The organism is Paracoccus albicereus (assembly GCF_024359525.1).
GTDB classification, from domain to species: domain Bacteria; phylum Pseudomonadota; class Alphaproteobacteria; order Rhodobacterales; family Rhodobacteraceae; genus Paracoccus; species Paracoccus albicereus.
On the sequence record NZ_JAKZEU010000003.1, the window covers coordinates 77,065 to 100,487 of the forward strand.

Consider the following 23,423-nt stretch of genomic DNA (forward strand, 5'->3'; position numbering starts at 1 on the left):
ATGAAAGAACAAAGGGCCGCAGGACGATGATCCTGCGGCCTTTTTTCATGCCGCGCGCAGCCGCAACCGGGGCAGCGACAGCGCTGCCGAGACCCAGGCCAGCACCCCGCACAGCGCGATCGCCGCGACCATTCGCGCCGAGGTGTTGTTCATTAGCGGTCCGGTCACCGCGATCATCAGGCCGCCTGTCAACATCTGCGCCGTTCCACCCAGCGAGGACGCAAGCCCGGCGATGTCGGGATGCGGGTCGAGCGACATCACCATCGCTGTCGGGATCACCAGCCCCAAGAAGGAGTTCGCGATCAGCAACCCGATCACCACAACCGGCAGCGCGTCGATGCCCGCCCAGACCAGCGCGCAAAGCGCCAGCGTCGCGCCGGCAAACCCGGTGATGGCAAGCGAGATCACCCGCTCCATCCCATAGGTCTCGGCCAGCCGTCCGGCGAATTGCGAGGCAGTGAAAAAGCCCAGCGCGTTGATGGCGAAGGCGATGGAAAAGCCCGTCGGGCCCAACCCGTACTGCGACGTGTAGACGAAGCTCGCGGTGGCGATGAAGACGAAGAAGCTGGAGATCCCGAAGCCGCCGATCATCGTCAGACCCATGAAGCGGCGGTCGGTCAGCAGGCGACGCAAGCCGCACAGCATCGGGCGCAGACGGAACGGGCGACGGTTTTCAGGCGGCAGCGTCTCGGGCAGCACGAAGAGGATCAGGCCCAGGCTCAGCAGCGCCGCGATGGCGAGGACGCCGAAGATCTCGCGCCACCCGCCCCAGGCCAGCACCATCGATCCGGTCAACGGCGCGAGCATCGGCGAGATCGAGATGACGATCATGATGGCGGCCATCATCCGTGCCGCTGCCGGGCCGGTGGCCAGATCGCGGATTACTGCCCGCGGCACCGCCATCAGCGTGGCGGACCCCAGCGCCTGCAGGCCGCGCGCCGCGATCAGCCAGCCGAGGCTGGGCGCCATGGCAGCGCCGATCGTGGCGATCAGGAAAATCGTAACGCCGATCACCAGGGGCCGCTTGCGACCAAGCGCGTCGGCCATTGGCCCGTAGATCATCTGCGCGATCCCGAAGACGAGGAAATAGGACGTCAGCGTCAGCGCCGCCTGCGCCTCGGTCGCATCGAGATCGCGTGCGACCTGCGGCAGCGCAGGCAGATACATGTCGATCGCAAAAGGACCAACGGCGGAAAGAAGGCCCAGGATAAGGGCCATGCGGAACATGGGGTCGCGCATCGGATGACCTGAATGTTGCTTGGGATGGCGCGGCAGGCTGGAACGGCTTTCGCCCGTGGCCACCGCAATGATCTGCCAGCTTCCGTCCGTGATGGCAAGACGCGCGCTGGCCCCCGCTTGCCCGACGCCTCGGCCGGCGCTATGGGCAGGCGCGATGGCCAAGCTTTACTTCCACTACTCGACCATGAACGCGGGCAAGAGCACGCTGTTGCTGCAGGCGTCCTACAACTATCGCGAGCGGGGGATGGCGACGCTGCTTCTGACGGCCGCGCTGGACGATCGCGCGGGCAATGGGCGGATCGCCAGCCGCATCGGAATAGCGGACGACGCGCTGACCTTCGCGCAGGAGACCGATCTGTTCGCGCTCGTTGCCGCTCAGCCGACGCCTGCTTGCCTCTTCGTGGACGAAGCGCAATTCCTGACAGCAGATCAGGTCTGGCAACTGGCGCGTGTGGCCGATGACCGAGACATCCCCGTCATGTGCTACGGGCTGCGGGTCGATTTTCGTGGCCAGCTCTTTCCCGGCTCGGCCGCGCTTCTGGCGCTGGCCGACAATCTTCGCGAGGTCCGCACGATCTGCCATTGCGGGCGAAAGGCCACGATGGTGATCCGCCGCGACGATGAGGGCCGCGCGATCACCGAAGGTGCGCAGGTGCAGGTCGGTGGAAACGAGACCTACGTTTCGCTTTGCCGCCGCCATTGGCGCGAGGCGGTCGGCGCTTGAGCGCCAACTGAACATTCCCTCGCGGGTACAGGCAACGTTGCGGCGCCCCCGCCCATGCTGTAATTCTTCAGACAAAACACGATCAGGCAACACTTCGATCAGGCCCGATCCCGTCAGGCAAGGAAACCCCGATGCGCGCCCGTCTGTTCCCCATCCTTTCCATCATTCTCGCGGTTCTCGCCCTGCCCGTCCGCGCGCAGGACGCGATCAGCTTCGACACGAACGCCCGCGCGGCCTGGGTCTACGACGTGGCGACCGGCACCGTGCTGATGGAAAAGAACGCCGATGAGCCGCTGCCTCCCGCCAGCATGTCGAAGCTGATGACGCTTAACATGCTGTTCGAGGCACTGCATGACGGACGCGTCACGATGGACACGGCCTTCCCGGTCTCGGTCAAGGCCTGGAAGATGGGCGGGTCCAAGATGTTCGTCGAACCCGCCGACCGCCCCACGGTCGAAGAGCTGATCCACGGCATCATCATCAATTCGGGCAACGATGCCTGCGTGGTCGTTGCCGAGGGGCTGGCCGGAACCGAGGAAGCCTTCGCGCGCCAGATGAACGAGCGCGCCACGCAGCTGGGATTGACCAACTCGCATTTCGTGAACGCATCGGGCTGGCCCGCGCCGGGTCACGAAATGTCGGTTCACGATCTGGGGATGCTCGCCACGCACATGATCGAGGACTTTCCCGAACTCTACGAAAACTTCGCGCTGACCGAATACAACTACAAGAACCGCGTGCCCTCGAACGCCAATAACCGCAACCCGCTGCTGGGTCTGGGCAACGGCGAATGGACCGCGGACGGTCTGAAGACGGGCCACACCGAAGAGGCGGGCTACGGCCTCGTCGGCTCGGCCGTCCAGGGCGACCGGCGCATCGTCTTCGTTCTGGCGGGCCTGCCCAGCGACAGCGCCCGCGCGCAGGAAGCAGAGCAGATCGCCAACTGGGCGTTCCGACAGTTCACGATGAAGACGCTGGTCCCGAAAGGCGAAACCGTCGCCCAGGCGCCGGTCTGGCTGGGAACCAGCGGCCGGGTCGCCCTGACCACGCGCGAAGGCGTGCGGGTCCTGATCCCTGCCGGCCAGCAGGAAAGCGTCACGGCCGAGGCGGTCTATCGCTCGCCCTTGCCCGCCCCGATCGCGGCGGGCGATCATCTGGGCGATCTGGTCGTGACGATCCCCGGCGCGGGCGAGGCGAAGACGCCGCTGATTGCGGCAAGCGACGTGCCCGAGGCAGGGTTTCTGGGCCGGATGAAGGGCGCCGCAATGCGCCTTGGCCAACGCGCGATGGATGCCGCGGGAAGCTGATGTTCATCAGCTTCGAGGGGATCGACGGCTGCGGCAAGTCGACGCAGGCGCGGCTTCTGGCCGAGACCCTGCGAGCGCAGGGCCGGACGGTGGTACTGACCCGTGAGCCCGGCGGCAGCCAGGGCGCCGAAGAGATCCGGCGCCTGCTGGTCGAGGGCGGCGGCGACCGTTGGTCGGGCGAAACCGAGGCGCTGCTGTTCACCGCGGCACGCCGGGATCACCTTGAACGCACGATCCGTCCGGCGCTGGCCGCAGGCCAGACCGTCATCACCGACCGCTTCGCCGACAGCACCCGCGTCTATCAGGGTGCGGCGCGTGGCGAGCTGCGGGACTTCGTGGACCGCCTGCACGACCTTGCCATCGGGATCGAGCCGGACCTTACGCTGGTGATCGACCTTGATCCCGAAACGGGGCTGCGACGCGCCGGTGGACGTGCCGGCCGCGAGGATCGTTTTGAAAGCCTCGGCCTCGACTTTCAGCAACGGTTGGCGCAGGGCTTTCGCGCATTGGCCTCGCAGTTCCACGACCGCGTCAGGCTGATCGACGGATCGGGCAGCGCGGATGATGTCGCACGGCGCGTACTGGCCGCGCTGTGACCGACCCCGAGGATATTCCCGAACCCGACCGTGTTCCGGGCGCGCCTCATCCGCGCCACGCTGCACGCGTCGTCGGTCAGGACGCCGCCGTCGCCCAGTTCGTCGAGGCCGCGGGATCGGGACGGCTGCACCATGCCTGGCTGCTGACCGGGCCGCGCGGTGTCGGCAAGGCGACACTGGCCTGGGCCATCGCGCGCTGGCTGCTGTCCGAAAGCGGGACCCGGGACTTGACCGCATCCGAGGATGCGCCCGAAGTGCGCCGTCTGCGGGCGCTGTCGGAACCGCGGCTGTCGCTGATCCGCCGGCCTTGGGACGACAAGGCGGGCCGGCTGCGCGCCGAGATCACGGTCGAGGAAGTCCGGCGCCTGCTGTCCTTCTTCCACATGAGCGCGGCCGAGGGCGGACGCCGCATCGCCATCGTGGACGCCGCCGACGAGATGAACACATCGGCCGCCAACGCGCTGCTGAAAATGCTGGAAGAGCCGCCGAAGGACGCGCTGATCCTGCTGGTCGCGCACCAGCCCGCGCGGCTTCTGCCGACGATCCGGTCGCGCTGCCGGGAATTGCGCCTGACCCCGCTTGCGCCGGGCGACATGGAAACCGTTTTGAGCGGCATCGGGGCCGAAGGCGATGCCGAGAAGCTGTCTGCGCTGGCCGGCGGCTCGGTCGGCGAGGCGCTGCGGCTGGTTGGACAGGACGGGCTTACCCATTACCAGCGGATCGTCGATCTGTTCGCGACGCTGCCGCAGATGGACCGTGTCGCCGCCGCGGCGCTTGCGGACGCAGCGGGCAAGCGACCGGGCGCCGACGGCGATCCCTTCGATCTGACGGTGACGCTTCTGGACCGTTTCCTCACGCGGATGGCGCGCGCCGGACTGATGGGCGCGCCGGTGCCGCAGGCGGCGGATGGCGAAGGTCGGCTGATGGCGCGGCTGTCGCCCGACGCGCGGGCGGCACGGGACTGGGCCGGCGCGCAGGCCGATCTGTCGGCACGCGCGCGGGCCGGGCGGGCGGTGAACCTTGACCCCGCCGCACTGGTCATGGATATGCTGACCCAGCTGGCGCATCTGCCGCCGGCGCAATCAGCCCCTGCCCGACCTTCAACGGTGTCCTGACATGACCGATGCGCCCGCAGCCATCGTCGACAGCCATTGTCATCTCGATTTTCCCGACTTCGACGGTCAGCACGCCGAGCTGATCGCGCGGGCCCGCGCGGCGGGCGTGACGCGCATGGTCACGATCTGCACGAAGCTGCGCACAGAACCGACCGTCCGCGCGCTGGCCGAGGCGCATGAGGGTGTGTTCTACGCCGCCGGCACCCATCCGATGAGCGTCGCAGACGAGCCGATGGCGACGGTCGAGGAACTGGTCGCGCTGGCCGCTCATCCGAAATTCGTCGGCATCGGCGAGACGGGCCTCGATTACCACTACACCGCCGACAGCGCGAGCGCACAGCAAGAAAGCCTGCGCATCCATATCGAGGCCGCGCGCCAGACCCGGCTGCCGCTGATCATACACGCGCGCGACGCCGATGACGACATGGCCCGCATCCTGACCGAGGAACATCGGGCGGGCGCCTATTTCTGCGTCATGCATTGTTTCAGCAGCGGACCGGGGCTCGCCAAGGCAGCGCTGGATCTGGGCTTTTACCTGTCGATGTCGGGGATCGCGGCCTTCCCACGCTCGCAGGACCTGCGCGACATCTTCGCTTCGGCCCCCGTGGACCGGATCCTGGTCGAGACCGACAGCCCCTATCTTGCCCCACCGCCCCACCGCGGCAAGCGCAACGAACCGGCTTACGTGGCCAAGACCGCAGCCGTCGGCGCAGAGGTCTTCGGAATGGACTACGCCGATTTCGCGCGAGTGACGTCCGAGAATTTCGAGCGGCTGTTCTGGAAGGTCGCGGAGGCGCTGGCTTGATCCGTGCCACGATCCTCGGCTGTGGGTCGTCTGGCGGCGTGCCGCGCATCGGCGATCGCTGGGGGGCCTGCGATCCGGCGAACCCCAAGAACCGCCGCCGCCGCTGTTCGCTTCTGGTCGAGCGGATCGGGCCCGGCGGCACGACCCGCGTGCTGATCGACACCGGTCCCGACCTGGTCGTGCAGATGCTGGATGCCGGGGTCGAGACGGTGGATGCGGTGGTCTACACCCATGCCCATGCCGACCATATCCACGGCATCGATGACCTGCGGCAACTGGCCTACAACGCGGGTGAGCGCCTGCAGGCCTGGGCCGACGCGCCGACCACGCAAGCCCTGTCCGAACGCTTCGGCTACATCTTCGAGACACCGCCGGGGTCGGGCTACCCGCCGGTTGCCGATCTGAACCCGATCGAGGGTCCCTTCCAGATCAACGGCAATGGCGGGGCGCTGACATTCCAGCCGATCCCTGTCCAGCATGGCCGCATCACCGCGCTCGGCTTCCGGATCGGCGGGCTCGTCTATGTGCCCGACGTTTCCGACATCTCGGAAACCTCGTGGCCGCTGGTCGAGCGTGCGGACGTGTTCATCTGCGACGCGCTGCGCGACACGCCGCATCCCAGCCACGCCCATCTTGCGCTGACGCTGGAGTGGATGGAGCGTGCGGCCCCGGCACGTGGGATCATCACCAACATGCATATCGACCTGGATTACCAGGCGGTGACGGACGCGACGCCCGATCATATCCAGCCCGCCTTCGACGGGATGGTGATCGAGATCGGCGCCGGGACCACCGAGGGATGAGTTCGCTCTTCACCGTCATCCTGCCGGTCTTCCTGGTCGTCGGCTTCGGCTGGGTGGTGACCTGGCGCGGCTGGTTCAGCGACGCGGGCGTCGATGGCGTGATGTCGTTTGCGCAGAATTTCGCGGTACCGGTGCTGCTGTTTTCCTCGATCGCGCGGCTGGATCTCGGGTCGGGCTTCGACCCGCGTCTGCTGTTGGCGTTCTACGCGGGCGCCTTCGCGAGCTTCTTCGTGGGCTGGTGGGGGGCGCGGCGCTTCTTTGGCCGGAACCCGATCGACTGCGTCGCCATCGGCTTCGTCTGCCTGTTTTCCAACACCCTGCTGCTGGGCATTCCGATCACCGAACGCGCCTTCGGACCAGACGCGCTGACTGGCAACTGGGCGATCATCGCGGTCCATTCGCCGCTGCTCTACACGTTCGGGATCACGATGATGGAATTCACCCTGGCGCGCGGCAAGGGCCTGCCGGTGGGTCGGCTGGCGCTTCGCGCGCTGCGCGGTGTGCTGCAGACGCCGCTTGTCATCGGCATCCTCAGCGGGCTGGCGATGAACCTGCTGACGCAGGCGGGACTGGCGATGCCCGAAGGGTTCTGGGCGGCGGTCGACATGATCGCGCGCGCGGCGATCCCGGCGGCCCTGTTCGGGCTGGGCGGTGTGCTGCACCGCTACAAGCCCGAAGGCGACATGGCCACGATCACCATGTGCTGCGCTTGCGCGCTGGTGCTGCATCCGGCGATCACCTTTGCGATCGGGCTCGGGACAGGGCTGGACGTGGCGGGGATGCGGTCGGCCGTGGTGACGGCGGCGATGGCGCCGGGGGTCAACGCCTACATTTTCGCCAACATCTACGGCGTGGCCAAGCGCGTTGCGGCCTCGACCGTGCTGGTGGCGACGGGCCTGTCGATCCTGACCACCTGGCTGTGGCTGAGCCTGTTGCCCTAGATCGCCATGCCACTGGCGCCGAGCGCCGGCGCCAGTTCGACCTCTTCATAGCCGAAGTGCGACCGGATCGCGCGATCAAGGCGGTTGAACACGGTCGAGCAGTCGGCGAAGGCTTCGGGTGCGCCATCCTCGGCCAGACGGTCAGCCGCCAGGCGCAAATCGCCGATCAGCGCGTGGATGACCTTATGCTCGGCGATCAACCGGTCGATCACCGCGCGCAGACCGGCATTCGCGCCCTCGGCCAGCGAGGGGAACATCCACTGCTCCTCGATGTCGTGGTGGTTCTGCAAAAGCGCGCATTCGCGGCCGCAGACCGTCCCGAACAACGACAGATTCTCGGTCAGCGACAGGCCGGCGATGGCCGAGGGCAGCTTGTCCGGCGTGGCGATGCCCGCGCGGATATCGCCCATCAGGCGCGCGACGGCTGACAGTTCCTGCCGGTACATCCGATGGATCATCGACAGGCGCTTGCCCTCGATCTCCTGCAAGGGCGTCAGGCCGGGGACCGGCGGAGCCTTGGGGCGCGCCGCGTCGTCTTCCAGTTCTTCCGGCGTCATTGCGGGGTCAGCCCCCTCAGCCTTTCCGAGCGGCGGCGCAGCATTTCGACCGTGGTCAGCAGCGCGATGGAAAACAGAACGAGGATCGTCGCAACCGCGAGAATGGCGGGGCTGATCTGTTCGCGGATGCCGTTCCACATCTGCCGCGGGATGGTCTGCTGGTCGGGGCCGGCGATGAACAGGACCGCCACCACCTCATCGAACGACGTCACGAAGGCAAAAAGCGCGCCGGAAATCACGCCGGGCAGGATCAGCGGCATGGTGATCTTGAAGAAGGTCCGCCGCGGACTGGCACCCAGGCTGGCCGAGGCACGGTTCAGCGACTGATCGAAGCCCACCAGCGTCGCGGTCACGGTGATGATCACGAAGGGAATGCCCAGTGTCGCATGGGCCAGGATCACGCCCAGATAGGTGCCGGCCAGCCGCCCGCACTGGCCCGAATGGCCGAACACGGTCAGCATCGAGCAAGGGTTCGAGTAGAAGAAGAACATCCCCGTCGCGGTGATGATCAGCGGCACGATCATGGGCGAAATCATGATCGCCATGATCGGGCGGCGGAACGGCATTTCCGGCCGCGACAGACCCAGTGCGGCCAGCGTGCCAAGGAAAGTCGCGAGGATGGTCGAGAAGAAGCCGATGATGATCGAGTTCTTGGCCGCGTTCACCCATTTCGCGTTGGCCCAGGTGTCCGCCCAGAAGGCGGTGCCCGTCGCATCGGGGTTCTGCATCCCGAAGGTCAGCAGGCTGCGATACCAGCGCAGCGAATAACCCTCGGGGTCGAAGCTGCGCATCTTTTCGGTGAAGGTGAAATAGGGCTCGGCGTTGAAGGACAGCGGGATGATGACCACGATCGGTGCGATCAGGAAGAAGAAGATCAGCCCGCAGATCACCAGATAGGCCCAGTGCCAGATCCGCTCTAGCGGCGATGCATAGGTTGGAAGCGCCATGGCCTATCCCAACTTCAAGTTGTCGATCCCGACCAACCGGTCGTAGATCCAGTAGAGCAACAGGACCGAGCCCAGCAGGATCGCCGCCAGCGCCGCGGCCATCGACCAGTTCAGCGTATCGGTCATGTGCATCGCGATCATGTTCGAGATCAGCTGTCCCGAAGACCCGCCGACCAGCGCGGGGGTGATGTAATAGCCGACCGCAAGGATGAAGACGAGCAGCGCCCCTGCCCCCAGCCCCGGCAGAGTCTGCGGGAAATAGACCCGGCGGAACGCGGTCCAGCTTGTCGCGCCCAGGCTGCGCGCGGCGCGGACGTAGGACGGGTTGATCGTGCGCATCACGGAATAAAGCGGCAGGATCATGAAGGGCAGCAGGATATGCGTCATCGCGATGATCGTGCCGGCCTGATTGTAGATCATCTGCAGACGCCCACCGTTTCCGATCACCCCCAGCCAGACGAGGATGTCGTTGATCACGCCCTGTTGCTGCAGCAGCACCATCCAGCTTGTCGTGCGGACCAGAAGCGAGGTCCAGAACGGCAGCAGCACCAGGATCATCAGCAGGTTCGATTTCCGCGTCGGCAGGGTCGCCAGCAGGTGCGCGATCGGGAAGCCCAGCAAGAAGGTCAACCCGGTGATCAGCGCCGAGAGCCAGAAGGTCCGCATGAACAGCATCACGTAGACGCGCTGGCGCGGATCGACCTGCTCGATACTGCCGTCAGGCGCGCGCGTCCGATCGACCGAGGCGAGGTAGAAATTGGTCGTCAGCGGAGTCGAGGCCTGGCGCATGGCGCCCCACAGGACCGGGTCGCCCCATTCCTCGTCGATCTCCAGCAGCGCCTCGCGATAGGGCGGCTCGATCCCGTCGCGGACCTTGCGTCCGGTCGAGGTGAACAGCGACCGCGTGCCGGGGACGTCGTAGTTGATGCGCGTGCCGACGACGCCGATGGTCCGCGCCTCGGCCGATGCCTGAAGATCGGCGGCCAGCGCAGCCCAGCCATCTTCGCCGGGCTCGGTGCCCGGCTCGGTCGCGGCGAACCATTCCGAGACCTGCGGCATGTTGGCGGAAAAGCCGTCGTTGTAGAACGACCGCTGCAGCATCTGGCCGATCGGCACCACGAAGGTGATCATCACGAAGGCCAGAAGCGGCAGGACCAGAAGGAAGGCGCGGCGGCGCGCCTGCGTCTGCGACCGGGCCAGCGCGCGTGCCAGCGGCATGCCGTCGGCCGTGCGCAGAGGACCGTCATCGGTCTCGACACCGGATGCCGTGGTCGCGATGGCCGCGTGGGGATCGAGGGCTTGGGCCAAACCCGCCTCCGCTCAAGCATGCCGCCGCCCCGATCGGGACGGCGGCGGTTTCAGATCAGGACGACGCCAGCCAGGCGTTGAACCGCTCGGACAGTTCAGCGTCGTGGTCGGCCCAGAATTCCGGATCGTCCATGACAGCGGTTTCCAGGTGGTCCGGGTTGGTCGGCATATGCGGCGCCATTTCGGTCTTGCCGTCCTGGTACATGCCGACCAGCGACGCCGAGGACTGACGTGCCGGCCCGTACGCGATGTATTTGGCCTGATCGGCCAGCCGCTGCGTGTCGGTGGCGAACTTCAGGTATTCCATCGCGGCTTCCGGGTTCGGCGCGTCCTTCGGGATCACGAACATGTCCATGTCCATGTACTGGCCGTCCCAGATGATCTCGAACGGCTTGCCCTCGCCCACCATCGCGTCGAAGAAGCGACCGTTATAGCCGGTGGCCATCGTCACCTCGCCATCCGCCAGCAGCTGCGGGGGCTGCGCGCCGGCTTCCCACCAGACGACGTCGCTCTTGATCGTGTCGAGCTTGTCGAAGGCACGCTGCACGCCTTCGTCGCTGCCCAAGAGATCGTAGATCTCGTCAGGCGAGGCGCCGTCGGCGATCAGGGCCAGGTACAGCGTGCGCTTGGGATTCTTGGGAAGGCCGCGCTTGCCGGGATAGGTTTCCAGATCGAAGAAATCGGCGGCCGTCGAAGGCGCCTGTCCTTCGAACTTGGTCGTGTCGTAGGCGATGACCGTGCCCCAGAAGATATTGGCGACCGCGCAATCCTGCAGCGCGCCGTCGATGAAATCGTCGGCGGCCGCGGTGCCGTCGGGTGCGGCGGGCAGATCGGCCGGGTCGATTTCGACAAGCGCGCCCTCGTCGCACATGCGGATCGCGTCGCTGACCTCGATGTCGAAGACATCGCCGGTGACGTTGTTCGCCTCGACCTGCGCCTTCAGCGGCGTGGCCGGGTTGTCGGCGGCGATCATGTTGACGGTGATGCCGGTCTCTTCGGTGAACGGCTTGTTATAGGCCTCGACCTGCGATTTCTCGTAGGCGCCGCCCCAGGAGACGACGTTGACCTCTTGCGCGCCGGCGGTCGCGGCAAAGCCGACAAGCGCCGTCGTCGTGATCAGGATGGACTTCATTCTTCTTCCCCTCTCAGTTGAAAATGTGCTTGCTGCACTTTGTTATCATTCTGATTAGTTTGGGCCGCCGCATAGCGACGCGACGGCCCGGTCTTGTCTCAGCCGGCGAGCCAGCTGTTGAAGCGCTCGTTCAGCTCGGCATCGTGATCGACCCAGAAGTCGAGATCGGAACCAAGCGCATTGGTCATGTTCGCTTCGGACGTGGGCAGGTTCGGACCCATCGGTTCTTCGGTGCCCTCGATGTTGCCGACCATCGCGGCCGCGGATTTCCGCGGCGGGCCGTAGCTGATGAATTCCGCGGCGCGCGCCTGCGGGGCCGGAGACGTGGTCCACGCGACGAACTGCATCGCCTCTTCCATGTTCGGCGCGCCTTTCGGCACCACCCAGCCTTCCATCTCGTAGATCTGGCCGTCCCAGATGATCTTGAACGGTTTGCCCTCGCCCTGGGCTGCGTTGAAGATCCGGCCGTTGAAGGCGTAGGCCATCGTCACCTCGCCATCCGCCAGAAGCTGCGGCGGCTGCGCGCCCGCTTCCCACCAGATCACGTCGTCCTTAATGGTTTCCAGCTTGGCAAAGGCCTGATCGACACCCTCGGGCGTATTCAGCGTCTCGTAGACCTGATCGGGCGCGACGCCGTCGGCCATCAGCGCCAGTTCCAGGTTGAACTTGGCGCCCTTGCGCATCGTGCGCTTGCCGGGGAAAGCCTCGAGATCGAAGAAATCGGCCGGAGTCGACGGCTTGGCATCGGCGAACTTGCTGTCGTCGTAGGCCAGAACCATCGAATAGACGTCGGTGCCCACGAAACAGTCGGTGACCGCGCCCTCGATGAAATCGTCGGCAGCGGCAGTTCCGTCCTCGGCCGGCATCAGCATTGAGGCGTCGATCGTCTCCAGCAGGCCCTCGTCGCACAGCCGCACCGCGTCTGCGTACTCGACCGACGCGACATCGGCAGTCACGTTCCCCGCCTCGACCATCGCCTTGATCGGGGTCGCGGGGTTGTCGGCGTCGGCCATGTTCACCTTGATCCCAGTCTCGGCCTCGAAGGGCTTGGCATAGGCTTCCAGGTGCGAATTGCCGTAGGCACCGCCCCATGACAGCAGGTTCACATCGGCCACCGCCGGTCCCGCGATCAGGCCCATTGCGGTGGTGAGGGTGAGCAGTCTCTTCATGTCGTCTCTCCGTTCTTCAAGAAAGGCCGCGCTTCGGCCGGTGGTTCTGACGGCGGGCAGTAGCGGGATTCAGACGGGATCGAGTGCACGGGCATCTTGAGGGTGCCAGCCGATCCTGATCTTCTGCCCCGGCTCCAGCCGGGTCTGGCCCAGCGTGTTGCGGCATTTCATGACGAAATCTTCGTTGCCCGCGACGCGCATGCGGGTGCGCAGGATGTCGCCCATGTAGATCACCTCCAGCACCTCGGCCTCGATGGTCTCGGCGCCGCCGGGCAGCAGTTCGGACTTGAACTCGATGCGCTCGGGGCGGATCGAGACGGTTGTGGGCGCACCTTCGCGGACTGCATCGACGGCGACCGCATCGATCAGCTCGCCCGTCGCCAGCCGGACGGCCGCCCGTTCGCCCTCGCGCCGTTCGACCGTGCCTGACAGCGCATTGTTTTCACCGATGAAACTCGCAACGAAGCTGTTTTCGGGGGCTTCGTAAAGCTGGCTCGGGGTCGCGAGCTGCTGGATGCGCCCGTCGTTGAAGACCGCGATCCGGTCCGACATGGTCAGCGCCTCACCCTGATCATGGGTGACGTACACGACAGTAATGCCCAGTTGTTCATGCAGGTGCTTGATTTCGAATTGCATGTGCTCGCGCAACTGCTTGTCGAGCGCACCGAGCGGTTCGTCCATCAGCACCAGTTCGGGATCGAAGACCAGCGCGCGGGCCAGGGCAATCCGCTGCTGCTGGCCCCCTGAAAGCTGTGCCGGGCGACGGTTGGCGAACCGACCCATCTGCACCATGTCCAGCGCTCGACCGATCCGGCCTTCACGCTCGGATTTCGACATGCCGCGCACTTCCAGCGGGAAGGACAGGTTCTCGCCCACGCTCATATGCGGAAACAGCGCGTAGTTCTGAAACACCATGCCGATCCCGCGCTTGTGCGGCGGGATGTTGTTGATCGGTCGCCCGCCCAGAAGGATGTCGCCGTGGGTCGCGGTCTCGAACCCTGCCAACATCATCAGGCAGGTCGTCTTGCCCGACCCTGACGGGCCCAGCATGGTCAAAAACTCGCCCTTGCCGATGGTGAGGTTCAGATCTTTGACGACCAGTGTCTGGCCGTCATAGCTTTTCTGCACATGGTCGAAGACGACGAACGCCTCGTCCTGTCCCGGTCCCGTCAATGCACGCCCCCTGTGGCGAATTCCGATCCGCTTTCCGCGTCCGATCTGTGTCGGTTTGCGGTCTTTTCAGGCAGAGGTTATGCCCGGCCCGACAGGCTGGCAACCGGATTTCGTCGTAAGGCTAGGGACGATCGTCCACTGCCTGCCGGTTCGACAGACGACGCTCGATCGCCTCCCAGATCAGCGCGGCGGCGTTGACGCCGTCGAAGCGCTCCAGCTCCTGGATGCCGGTGGGCGACGTCACATTGATCTCGGTCAGCCAGCCGTCGATCACATCAATACCGGTGAAGATCAGGCCCTTTTCGCGCAGAACCGGACCGATGCGGTCGCAGATCTCGCGCTCGCGTGCGGTCAGCCCGACCTTCTCGGCACGACCGCCGACATGCATGTTCGATCGCGCCTCGCCCTTGGCAGGAACGCGGTTGATCGCGCCGACCGGCTCACCATCGACAAGGATGATGCGCTTGTCGCCGTTGACGACGGCGGGCAGGTATTTCTGCGCGATCATCGGCTCGCGGTTGATGCCCGCAAAGGTCTCGAGAAGCGAGGACAGGTTCGGATCGTCGGGACGCAAGTGGAACACGCCCGCGCCGCCGTTGCCGTAAAGCGGCTTCACGATGATGTCGCCGTGACGCTCGCGGAACCGGCGGATCGCGGCGGGCTCGCGCGCGATCAAGGTCGGCGGCGTCAGGTCGGGAAAGTCCAGCACCATCAGCTTTTCGGGCGCGTTGCGGACCCAGAATGGATCGTTGACGACCAGAACGTCGGGCGTCAGACGTTCCAGCAGATGGGTCGAGGTGACATAGCCCATGTCGAAGGGCGGGTCCTGACGCAGCCAGACGACGTCGAACTCGGCCAGATCGACCTCGACCTCTTCGCCAAACGTGACATGGTTGCCCTGCTCGCGCCGCAGCGTGACGGACCGGCCGGTCGCCTTGATGCGACCCTCGTCATAGACGAGTCGGTCCACGGGATATTCGAACAGCCGATGACCGCGGGCCTGCGCTTCAAGCCCGATGCGGAAGGTGCTGTCCCCCGTTATCGACACCCGTTCCAGCGGGTCCATCTGCAAGGCGACATTCAGGCTCATCAGTTCGGCTCCGATCGGCGACGCGCCGGTTGTCGCGGAACCGCGCGCCCGATGCAAGACGGGCGCGGCGCAATCAGGCTTCGCCGAACGCGTTCTCGAACACCTCGATCCGGCCTTGGGCATCGACCATCGCCAGATCGAAGCGCATTTCGGACAGCAGCCCGTCAGGAAGGCTTTCGCAGTAATCGCAGGCGGTGGCGCAAATCCGATCCATCTGCCGACGATCGAGACGCAGGGCGGCGGTTTCGAAGGACAGCGACTTCTTGACCTCGACAAAGACCGTGCAGGCGCCTTGCCGAAAGATCAGGTCGATCTCGCCCCGGGCGCTGCGGAACCGGCGCTCACACAAGGTATAGCCCGCGCTTTCGTACTGTCGGGCCACCTGCTCTTCCGCCATCGCGCCGGTGCGGTAGGCCAGTGCGCCGCGGACCTGTCTCTTCGCCTGAAAATCCCGCGTTTGAACCGTCATCCGTCCCTATCCTCGGCCGCCATGACCAGCGCCATCTGATACACCTCGCGGCGCGCGAGGCCCAATTCCTCTGCGACCGTGCGGGCCGCATCCTTCACCGACATCGCGCCGAGATGAACCGACAGCGCCTGCCGCACCGCATCGGCGCCGATAACGGCGGGCGCCGGACGGTCAAGCAGCAGGACGATTTCGCCCTTGAGTCCCGCATCGGGAATCGCCTGGGCAACATCATCCGGTTTGCCGCGCATCACCTCTTCGAACTTCTTGGTCAGCTCCCTGCACAGAACGATATCCCGATCCGGATCAATCTCACACAGAATCTCCAATGTTTCCTTAACGCGCCGCGGACTTTCGAACAGCACCGCGGTCGCGTCGATTGCGGCCAGATCGCGCAGCCAGGTGGTTCGGGCGCCCTTCGGGACCGGCGGAAAGCCCGCGAAGAGGAAGCGATCCGAAGGCAGGCCCGACAGGGTCAGCGCGGCCAGCACGGCCGAGGCGCCGGGCACCGCGTGGACACGCTGCCCCCGACCGATCGCTTCTCGCGCCAGGCGAAACCCGGGATCGGCGATCAGCGGCGTACCCGCATCCGAGGCGTAGGCGACCGACCGACCGTCAGCCAACGCGTCGAGGATCGCCTGGCGATGCCGGTCGGCGCTGTGATCGTGATAGGCCACGATCCGCCTCTCGCGCAGGGGCAAACCGTGGATCGACATCAGGTGACGCAGGACCCGTGTATCCTCGGCCGCCAATAGATCGGCCGAGTTCAGCACGTCGAGCGCGCGCAGCGTGATGTCGCGCGCCGTGCCGATCGGTGTCGCGACGAGGTAAAGTCCCGCCTCCAGCCGCGAGGCCTGAATCTGCGCCTCGATCCGTGCCGCGCCGGGTCCCGAATTGCCGTCGCTCTGCATCGTCCTTCCTTTCCGCGCCCTCGGTCCAGACGTGATCGCCGGACTGATTGCCAAGACATGGCCGCCGCAATAGGGTCTTGGGGCACCGCTCGTCCGACAACAACAGGGAATCTTCGACCATGCGCGCCATCGCCTCCATCGCCGGCACGACACGGCCCCTTTCAATCCTTGTGAGGACGCTGGCCGTCGTCTCTGCCTTCGTCGTCGCAGCCTGCGAACCGGTCGGCATGAACACCGCCTCGGGTCCTTCGATTGGCCAGCAGATCGACCCCGGCGCGCCGGTCCCGGTCGCGTTGCTGGTCCCGGGCGGGTCAGGCGATGCCGATCTGGAATGGCTGTCACGCAGCCTGACCAACGCGGCGCGGATGGCTGCGGCCGATGCGGAAGGCGCGCAGATCGACCTGCGGGTCTACCAGACCGGCACCAGCGCCGCTGCCGCCGTCGCCCGCGCGAACGAGGCGGCCGATGACGGCGCCAAGATCATCCTGGGCCCGCTTTTCGCCGAAAGCGCCAACGCCGTCGGCACCGCGATGCGCGCGCGCAACATCAACGTGCTCAGCTTTTCGAACAATGCCGAGATCGCGGGCGGCAACCTTTTCGTGCTGGGCAACACGTTCGACAACGTGGCTGACCGATTGATCGGCTATGGCGTGAGCCAGAACAAGCGCCGCTTGCTGATCGTGGCCGAGGACGATGTCGCGGGCCAGGTCGGTGCCGCCGCCATTGCGGGCGCGGCCGCCCGAAACGGCGCGACCGTCGCGGGACGGGTCAATCATCCCGTGTCGCAATCGGGTATCGATGGCGTCGCGCCGCAGATCGCCAATGCAGCGCGCTCAGGTCAGGTCGATGCGATATTCATGACCGCGAACAATCTCGCCGTCCTTCCCTACCTCACTGAGACGCTGGCAGAGGCCGGTGTCACCAGCCAGGTCACGCAGTTCATGGGCCTGACCCGCTGGGACGAGCCTGCATCGCGCCTGTCGATGCCGCAATTGCAGGGTGGCTGGTTCGCCCTGCCCGACACCGCCATGGCCGGCCAGTTCGCCAGCCGCTACCGCGCCGCCCATGGCGAAGCGCCCCACATTCTCGGCAGCCTCGCCTATGACGGCGTCGCGGCAATCGCGGCCGGTGCGCGCGCCGGCAACCGCAACGCGCTGACCAAGTCCGGGCTGACGCAATCGTCGGGTTTCCGCGGTATCAACGGGCTATTCCGCTTCCGTCCCGACGGCAGCAACCAGCGTGCGATGTCGGTCGCCACGATCCGCAACAACACGGTCGTGATCCTTGACCCTGCACCGCGTCGTTTCGGCCGCTTCGGGTCCTGATCTTGCCGCGCCCCGGGACAGCGGTCCGCAATGTCGAAAGCGCCCCGGCCCTGCCCGGGGCGCACGACCTTTTCGACCTCGGCCGATCGACGGCGACGCTGGACAGCCTGCTAAGCGGGGTGGCCAGCGCGCGTGACATCCGCACCGCGACCGTCGCCCATCTTGCACAGGCGCGGGCCGAGGCGATGGCCGAAGTCGAAGCGTCGTTCCTGACCCATCCCCGGGCCGCGCGCGAAACGGTTCGCGCGATCGCGTCGGTCACCGACGGGATTGTCGGTGCGATCCACCATGTCGCGACCGAGATCCTGCATCCCAAAGACGATACCACGGATGGCGAACGGCTCGCCGTGTTGGCGGTGGGCGGCTACGGCCGGGCCGAGATGGCGCCCCATTCGGACATCGACCTGTTGTTCCTGACCCCGGCCAAGGCGACGGGCTGGGCCGAAAGCGTGGTCGAATCCATGCTTTACATGCTGTGGGACCTGAAGCTGAAGGTCGGCCACAGCGTCCGGACCGTCGATGATTGCCTGCGTCTCGGGGCGGGCGACATGACCATCCGGACCGCGTTGCTGGAACATCGTCACGTTGCCGGACATGCCCCCATGGCCGAAGCGCTGCGCGACCGGCTGTGGTCGGAACTGTTCGACAAATCGGTGCCGGAATTCGTCGAAGCGAAGCTGGCGGAACGGGACGCGCGGCATGAAAAGCAGGGTGGCCAGCGTTACGTTCTCGAGCCCAACGTCAAGGAGGGCAAGGGAGGGCTGCGCGATCTGCAGACGCTCTACTGGATCGCGAAATACATCCACCGCGTCGATCGCGCGGTCGAATTGATCGACCTTGGCTTTTTCACGCGCGAAGAACACCGTGCCTTCTGGCAGGCCGAAGATTTCCTGTGGGCGGTGCGCTGCCACCTGCATCTGATCGCGGGACGGCCCGTCGACGTGCTGAGCTTTGACATGCAGGTCGAGGTCGCCCGGCGCATGGGCTATCAGGACAGCGCTGGCAGGCGCGCGGTCGAGCACTTCATGCAAACCTATTTCCGCCACGCGACCCGCGTGGGCGATGTCACCCGCGTCTTCCTGACCGCGCTGGAGGCGCGTCACGTCAGCAAGACGCCGCTGCTGGGTCGGCTGTTCCGCCGCCGCCGCAAGCTGCGCGACGGTTTTCGCGAGGAAACAGGCCGATTGATGCCTGCGGACCCAAAGACCTTTCTGGACGATCCGCTGAACATCCTGCGCCTGTTCGAAGAAGCGCTGCGGACCGGCATGCTGCTTCATCCGGAAGCGATGCGGCTGGTCGCCTCGAACCTCAAGCTGATCGATGACGAGGTGCGCCACGATCCCGACGCAACTCGCATCTTCCTTGACCTGCTGTTGAAGCACGGCAATCCGGAACGCTCGCTGCGCCGGATGAACGAGCTGGGCGTGCTGGCTGCTTTCATCCCTGAATTCGAGCAGGTTGTGGCGATGATGCAGTTCAACATGTATCATCACTACACGGTCGACGAACATTCGATCCAATGCGTCGCCGCGCTGGCCGAGATCGAGCGGGGCGAGCATCCTGACGATCTGCCGCTGTCGCATGACATCATGCAGTCCGGCGTCAACCGCAAAGTCATGTATCTCGCGACCTTCCTGCACGACATCGGCAAGGGTCGGTCCGAGGATCACTCGATCGTCGGCGCCCATATCGCGCGCCGGGTCAGCGCCCGGCTGGGCTTCAGCGCTGAAGAGGTCGAGACCGTCGAATGGCTTGTCCGGAACCACCTGCTGATGTCCGACGTGGCGCAGAAGCGGGATATTTCCGACCCGCGCACGCTGCGCGAATTCGCCAAGGCGGTGAAGACTCGCAAGCGGCTGGACATGCTGCTGGTGCTGACGGTCTGCGACATTCGCGGCGTCGGTCCGGGGACATGGAACAACTGGAAGGCGATGCTGCTGCGCAAGCTGCATCAGGAAACCGTCGCCGCGCTGGATGGCGGTCTCGAAGAGCTGAACCGCGACAAGCGCCAGTCCGAGGCCAAGCGCGGCCTGCGCCACCTTCTGGTCGCGAAGGGCTGGGAGGCGAAGGCCATCCGGGCCGAGATCGCGCGTCATTACGACAGCTACTGGCCCGGCATGCCGACCGCGACCCATGCGATCTTCGCCGACCTGCTGAACGGTATCACCGAGGGCGAGATCCGCATCGATCTGGACCCCGACCATGATCGCGACGCGACCCGCGCCGCCTTCGTGATGGCCGACCATCCCGGCATCTTCTCGCGCCTTTGCGGTGCCCTGTCGCTGATGGGTGCGAACATCGTCGATGCGCGCACCTACACGACCAAGGACGGTTTCGCGACCGCCGTCTTCTGGATGCAGGATGCCGACGGCCACCCTTACGCCGAGGATCGCCTGCCGCGCCTTCGCCGCACCATCGAGCGGACGCTCAAGGGCGAAATCGTGGCCCGCGACGAGTTCGCGACCCGGCAGGATCAGGTCAAGAAGCGCGAGCGCGAGTTCCGGTTCCCCACGCATATCACCTTCGACAACGAAGGCTCCGACATCTACACGATCATTGAGGTCGATACCCGTGATCGACCCGGCCTTCTCTACGACCTGACGCGGACGTTGGCGGCCAATCATATCCAGATCGTCGGCGCCGTGATCGCGACCTATGGCGCGCAGGTGGTGGACAGTTTCTACGTCAAGGACATGTTCGGCCTGAAACTGCACGCGGCGCATAAGCGCGAGGCGCTGGAAAAGAAGCTGCGCGCCGCGATCGAGGCCGGTGGTCGCAGGGCGGAGAGCTGATCCGATGAAACTCACCTGTGCGAAGGCGTCCGCCTGATGGCGCGGCCGGGCGGGCTGGTCCGCGGCTTCCTTTCGGTCGGCATCTGGACCTTCGTCTCGCGGCTGACAGGGTTCATCCGCGACATCCTGATGGCCGCGTGGCTGGGCACCGGGCCGGTGGCCGAGGCGTTCCTGATCGCGCTGTCGCTGCCGAACATGTTCCGCCGATTCTTCGCGGAAGGTGCGTTCAACACCGCCTTCGTTCCGATGTTCTCGAAGCGACTCGAGGATCGCGCCGGCGCCGAGCGTTTCGCGGGCGAGGCGTTTTCGGGACTGTTCGCCACGGTGCTGGCCCTGTCGGCGCTGGCGATGATCTTCATGCCGGCGTTGGTCTGGCTGATGGCGTCAGGCTTTGCAGGTGACGAGCGTTTCGCGCTGGCGGTCGAATACGGGCGGATCACCTTTCCCTATATCCTGCTGATCTCGATGGCCTCGATGATCTCGGGCGTGCTGAACGCGAACGGTCGCTTTCATGCGGCGGCGGCTGCGCCGGTACTGCTGAACCTGTTGTTCATCGCGGCGATGGCGCTGGCGCGAGTCCGGGGCTGGGACATGGGACTGACGCTTGCCTGGTCAACGCCCATCACCGGGATCGCGCAGCTTGGCCTAGTCTGGTGGGACGCGCGGCGCACCGGATGGCGCTTCTGGCCGCGGCGCCCGCGACTGTCGCCCGACATGCGCCGGCTGCTGGCCGTGGCGTTGCCCGCCGCTTTCGCGGGCGGCGTGGTGCAGCTGAACCTGCTGATCGGCCGGCAGGTCGGTTCCCGGTTCGAGGGCGCAATCGCGTGGCTGTCCTATTCCGACCGCCTGTATCAGCTGCCGCTGGGGGTCGTCGGGGCGGCGGTCGCGGTCGTCCTTCTGCCCGAGCTTGCCCGGCGCATCGCAGCGGGTGACGACGCGGGCGGCCAGCAGGCCTATAGCCGGGCGACGGAGTTCGGGCTGTTCCTGACCATCCCGTCAGCCTTCGCGATTGCGGTCATTGCAGAGCCGATGGTCTCGACCCTGTTCCAGCGCGGCGCCTTCGATGCCGACGACACCGTCCAGACCGCCCGCGCGCTGGTCGTCTACGCCCTGGGTCTGCCCGCCTTCGTGCTGCAGAAGATCCTGCAACCGCTTTATTTTGCGCGCGAGGATACGCGCACGCCGTTCCGCTTCGCGCTGATGTCGATGGTGGTGAATGCCGCCGTCGCCTTCGGGCTGATGCCGTTCATCGGATTTCTTGCAGCCGCGCTTGGCACCACGATCGCCGCCTGGGTCATGGTGGCGCAGCTGTGGTGGGGAACCCGAAAGATGGGGCAAGCCGCGCGCGGCGATGCGCGCCTTGGCCGGACCGCGCCGCGCATCGTCCTGTCGGCGGCCCTGATGGCGGGCGCGCTGTGGATGACGATGCGCTGGACTGATGGGATGACTGACGTCGTCGAGCTTGCGATCCTCGTCCTCGGCGGTGCGGCGATCTATTTCGCGCTGGCCTTCGCGACCGGAGCCTATCGTCTTTCGGAACTCAAGGCTGCCGTCCGCCGACGCCGCTAACGCGCCAGCGACAGGATTGCACCCACATCAAGATGCGCCTCAAGATGCGCAGCCAGCGCGTCGAGCGTGTCCTCGACACCCGCCTCGTAACCGGGCTGTGAGACCGCGCCGAGCCGCGCGAGCCATGCCGCCCGTAACCGGTCGTCGGCGAACAATCCGTGCAGGTAAGTCCCGGCGATGCGCCCGTCGCGGCTGATCGCGCCATCGGGGCCTGGCAGCCGCGCGAAGGGCCGTGCGCAATCGGGGCCGAGGGTGCGACCCATATGGATCTCGTAACCCGAAACCGGCGCGCCCATCGCTGTGCCGCTGACCTGCACGATACGCTTCGCGTCGCTCATCACCGTTTCAACATCAAGCAGCCCCAGCCCCTCGCTGTCACCCGGCGCGCCATCGCTGCCAGTCGGATCGCTGATCTGGCGCCCAAGCATCTGGAAACCGCCGCAAAGACCCAAGACATGACCGCCGCGTCGCACATGCGCGGACAGATCGATGTCCCATCCCTGCGCGCGCAGAAATTCCAGATCGCCCCGTGTGGATTTGGTGCCGGGCAGGATCACCACATCGGCATCGCCGGGCAGGGCCTGCCCCGGCCCCAGCATGGTCAGCCGAACGCCCGGCTCGGCCGCAAGCGGATCGAGATCGTCGAAATTCGCGATCCGCGACAGGCAAAGGCAGACGACGTGCAGCCCCTGCCCCGCGCTGTGCCGCAGATCGACCGCATCCTCGGCCGGCAGACGCATCGCGTCACGGAACCACGGCACGACGCCGAAGCCGCGCCAGCCCGTTCGTGCCGCAATCAGCGCGTAGCCGTCGTCGAAGAGGCGCGGATCGCCGCGGAACTTGTTGATCAGGAAGCCCTGAACCATCGCCGCATCGTCTGCGTCCAGTACAGCCTGCGTGCCGACGATCTGCGCGATGACCCCGCCCCGGTCGATATCGCCGGCCAGCACCACCGGGACGTCTGCAGTACGTGCGAAACCCATGTTGGCGATGTCGCGGGGACGCAGGTTGACCTCGGCCGGGCTGCCGGCGCCTTCGACGATCACCATATCGTGCCGCGCCTTCAGCCGCGCGAAGCTGTCCATCACCGCTGCCAACAGGTGCGGCCGCAGCGCGCCGTAATCGGCGGCCTCGGCCCGCGCCAGCACGCGGCCCTGCACAACCACCTGCGCGCCAGTGTCGGTTTCGGGCTTCAGAAGCACCGGGTTCATGTCGGCGGCAGGCTCGATACCGGCGGCCCGCGCCTGCAGCGCCTGCGCACGCCCGATCTCGCCGCCATCCACCGTCACCGCAGCGTTGTTCGACATGTTCTGCGGCTTGAACGGAGCGACGTCGATCCCGCGCAGCCGTGCGGCCCGGCAAAGCCCGGCGACCAGCATCGACTTGCCGACATTCGAGCCGGTTCCCTGGATCATCACCCCGCCCATCGGCTGTCCCCGCATCCGCTTGCCATC

The 23,423-nt window shown here is 66.1% G+C and carries 21 protein-coding genes; 10 read left to right on the top strand and 11 right to left on the bottom strand.

The window, feature by feature from the left end:
* Nucleotides 1-45 precede the first annotated feature (45 nt).
* On the bottom strand, nt 46-1,239 hold the full coding sequence (locus MLD63_RS09175; RefSeq protein ID WP_255329967.1) for a multidrug effflux MFS transporter: 1,194 nt from the start codon (nt 1,237-1,239) through the stop codon (nt 46-48).
* A 154-nt stretch (nt 1,240-1,393) separates the two neighbouring features.
* On the opposite strand from MLD63_RS09175, the gene MLD63_RS09180 reads away from it, so the two are divergent.
* From MLD63_RS09180 to MLD63_RS09210, 7 genes are all read left to right on the top strand, one after another.
* The gene (locus MLD63_RS09180) at nt 1,394-1,963 is read left to right on the top strand and encodes a thymidine kinase (RefSeq protein WP_255329612.1); all 570 of its coding nucleotides are present in this window, start codon (nt 1,394-1,396) and stop codon (nt 1,961-1,963) included.
* Nucleotides 1,964-2,094: 131 nt separating this feature from the next.
* A complete protein-coding gene (locus tag MLD63_RS09185) occupies nt 2,095-3,270 on the top strand; it encodes a D-alanyl-D-alanine carboxypeptidase family protein (protein WP_255329613.1) in 1,176 nt (391 codons plus the stop codon).
* Nucleotides 3,270-3,866, top strand: coding sequence for a dTMP kinase (gene tmk, locus MLD63_RS09190; protein WP_255329614.1), 597 nt, complete (start codon nt 3,270-3,272; stop codon nt 3,864-3,866). The genes MLD63_RS09185 and tmk overlap by 1 nt, the downstream gene beginning before the upstream one ends.
* Complete coding sequence (locus tag MLD63_RS09195; RefSeq protein WP_255329615.1) at nt 3,863-4,981, top strand: DNA polymerase III subunit delta'; 1,119 nt, start codon at nt 3,863-3,865, stop codon at nt 4,979-4,981. The genes tmk and MLD63_RS09195 overlap by 4 nt, the downstream gene beginning before the upstream one ends.
* Nucleotide 4,982: 1 nt before the next feature.
* Nucleotides 4,983-5,786, top strand: coding sequence for a TatD family hydrolase (locus MLD63_RS09200; protein WP_255329616.1), 804 nt, complete (start codon nt 4,983-4,985; stop codon nt 5,784-5,786).
* Entirely contained in the window at nt 5,783-6,589 is an 807-nt protein-coding gene (locus MLD63_RS09205) for an MBL fold metallo-hydrolase (protein ID WP_255329617.1), read from the top strand. The genes MLD63_RS09200 and MLD63_RS09205 overlap by 4 nt, the downstream gene beginning before the upstream one ends.
* Nucleotides 6,586-7,530 carry an AEC family transporter gene (locus MLD63_RS09210; protein WP_255329618.1) on the top strand — a complete coding sequence of 315 codons (945 nt, stop codon included), beginning with the start codon at nt 6,586-6,588 and terminating at the stop codon, nt 7,528-7,530. Before MLD63_RS09205 ends, MLD63_RS09210 begins: the two co-directional genes overlap by 4 nt.
* Here MLD63_RS09210 and MLD63_RS09215 read toward each other — a convergent pair.
* From MLD63_RS09215 to rsmI, 9 genes are all read right to left on the bottom strand, one after another.
* Nucleotides 7,527-8,087, bottom strand: a complete 561-nt coding sequence (locus MLD63_RS09215) for a hemerythrin domain-containing protein (protein ID WP_255329619.1) — start codon at nt 8,085-8,087, stop codon at nt 7,527-7,529. The genes MLD63_RS09210 and MLD63_RS09215 overlap by 4 nt on opposite strands.
* Nucleotides 8,084-9,034, bottom strand: a complete 951-nt coding sequence (locus MLD63_RS09220) for an ABC transporter permease (RefSeq protein ID WP_255329620.1) — start codon at nt 9,032-9,034, stop codon at nt 8,084-8,086. Before MLD63_RS09220 ends, MLD63_RS09215 begins: the two co-directional genes overlap by 4 nt.
* Nucleotides 9,035-9,037: 3 nt before the next feature.
* Nucleotides 9,038-10,342 carry an ABC transporter permease gene (locus MLD63_RS09225; protein ID WP_255329621.1) on the bottom strand — a complete coding sequence of 435 codons (1,305 nt, stop codon included), beginning with the start codon at nt 10,340-10,342 and terminating at the stop codon, nt 9,038-9,040.
* 55 nt (nt 10,343-10,397) lie between these two features.
* On the bottom strand, nt 10,398-11,474 hold the full coding sequence (locus tag MLD63_RS09230; RefSeq protein ID WP_255329622.1) for an ABC transporter substrate-binding protein: 1,077 nt from the start codon (nt 11,472-11,474) through the stop codon (nt 10,398-10,400).
* A gap of 98 nt (nt 11,475-11,572) precedes the next feature.
* Nucleotides 11,573-12,643: an ABC transporter substrate-binding protein gene (locus tag MLD63_RS09235; protein WP_255329623.1), complete on the bottom strand. Its 1,071-nt coding sequence runs from the start codon at nt 12,641-12,643 to the stop codon at nt 11,573-11,575.
* 69 nt (nt 12,644-12,712) lie between these two features.
* On the bottom strand, nt 12,713-13,816 hold the full coding sequence (locus MLD63_RS09240; protein WP_255329624.1) for an ABC transporter ATP-binding protein: 1,104 nt from the start codon (nt 13,814-13,816) through the stop codon (nt 12,713-12,715).
* A 121-nt stretch (nt 13,817-13,937) separates the two neighbouring features.
* Nucleotides 13,938-14,906 (bottom strand): glutathione synthase, encoded by a 969-nt coding sequence (gene gshB, locus MLD63_RS09245; protein WP_255329625.1) that lies wholly within the window; start codon nt 14,904-14,906, stop codon nt 13,938-13,940.
* Nucleotides 14,907-14,979: 73 nt separating this feature from the next.
* A complete protein-coding gene (locus MLD63_RS09250; protein ID WP_255329626.1) occupies nt 14,980-15,375 on the bottom strand; it encodes a YraN family protein in 396 nt (131 codons plus the stop codon).
* Nucleotides 15,372-16,283, bottom strand: coding sequence for a 16S rRNA (cytidine(1402)-2'-O)-methyltransferase (gene rsmI / locus MLD63_RS09255; RefSeq protein ID WP_255329627.1), 912 nt, complete (start codon nt 16,281-16,283; stop codon nt 15,372-15,374). The genes MLD63_RS09250 and rsmI overlap by 4 nt, the downstream gene beginning before the upstream one ends.
* A 119-nt stretch (nt 16,284-16,402) precedes the next feature.
* Between rsmI and MLD63_RS09260 the strand changes: the two genes are divergently transcribed.
* The 3 genes from MLD63_RS09260 to murJ are packed head-to-tail and all read left to right on the top strand — an operon-like array spanning nt 16,403 to nt 21,969.
* On the top strand, nt 16,403-17,608 hold the full coding sequence (locus MLD63_RS09260) for an ABC transporter substrate-binding protein (RefSeq protein WP_255329628.1): 1,206 nt from the start codon (nt 16,403-16,405) through the stop codon (nt 17,606-17,608).
* Between the two features lie 2 nt (nt 17,609-17,610).
* Complete coding sequence (locus MLD63_RS09265; protein ID WP_439957642.1) at nt 17,611-20,400, top strand: [protein-PII] uridylyltransferase; 2,790 nt, start codon at nt 17,611-17,613, stop codon at nt 20,398-20,400.
* 36 nt (nt 20,401-20,436) lie between these two features.
* Nucleotides 20,437-21,969: a murein biosynthesis integral membrane protein MurJ gene (gene murJ / locus MLD63_RS09270; RefSeq protein WP_255329629.1), complete on the top strand. Its 1,533-nt coding sequence runs from the start codon at nt 20,437-20,439 to the stop codon at nt 21,967-21,969.
* On the opposite strand, the gene MLD63_RS09275 is transcribed toward murJ, so the two are convergent.
* Nucleotides 21,966-23,396: a cobyric acid synthase gene (locus MLD63_RS09275; protein WP_255329969.1), complete on the bottom strand. Its 1,431-nt coding sequence runs from the start codon at nt 23,394-23,396 to the stop codon at nt 21,966-21,968. The genes murJ and MLD63_RS09275 overlap by 4 nt on opposite strands.
* Between the last annotated feature and the right edge of the window lie 27 nt (nt 23,397-23,423).